Origin of the sequence: Kineococcus auxinigenes (genome assembly GCF_050871525.1) — a bacterium.
In the GTDB taxonomy this organism is placed as follows: domain Bacteria; phylum Actinomycetota; class Actinomycetes; order Actinomycetales; family Kineococcaceae; genus Kineococcus.
The window spans coordinates 1-629 of sequence record NZ_JBKBCT010000168.1; the positions used below are offsets into that span (position 1 = coordinate 1).

Here is a 629-nt window from a genome sequence, read left to right on the forward strand (position 1 = left end):
GGCCACGGTGGAGGTGGCGTCGAACGACAACGCGGCGGCGGGTGGGTCGAGTGCGCTTTATTTCACTTTGCAGCGTCTCGAGGCTGGGGGGTGGTTCAGGGTTGTGGTCGGGGTCGAGCGGGTCCATGGGCGGCGAAGCGTTGTCGGGCTTGGGTTTCCGGGCCTGTTGGAAAACGCGAAAAAGTGACGTTCTCGAAAGCGTACATTAATTTCACAGTACATGATAAGAATACTTATCAACCACAGTAAAAAGCGCACTTCACTCGATGGAGTGCGCTTTTAGGCATGTTAGAATCAGCCCAATAGCCTCCATCCAGACCGAAATGTCGTCGCCGACCTCAAAAATGGCGGCCCAGCGCCAAGACTGGGACACTGCCGAAAGCCGCTGCGCTGAGCGTCGCGAGCTGGCAGGCGCGGCGGCCAGCGCGGCGGTCGCGGTAGAAGAGGGGGTAACCGTGCGCTTCCGGCCGATCGGACGGACGGACGTCGATGCTGCAGATCGCTGGACCTTCGGAGGCTATGCCCCAGGCTGGCTATGGTCCCGCGAGTTGACACGGGCTCGCCGTCGGCCGCGCCGCGTGGAGGCCGCCGTTTATGCGGAGTTGCCGGATCACACGCATGTCTTGTGT

The 629-nt window shown here is 61.5% G+C and carries 1 protein-coding gene and 1 pseudogene; both read left to right on the forward strand.

Features of this window, described 5'->3' with window-relative positions; genetic code table 11:
• On the forward strand, positions 1–187 hold a 187-nt coding region (locus ACRYR9_RS19830; protein ID WP_432540237.1), incomplete at its 5' end, for a hypothetical protein.
• A 136-nt stretch (positions 188–323) separates the two neighbouring features.
• Positions 324–629: pseudogene (locus tag ACRYR9_RS19835) on the forward strand (hypothetical protein); the annotation flags it as partial.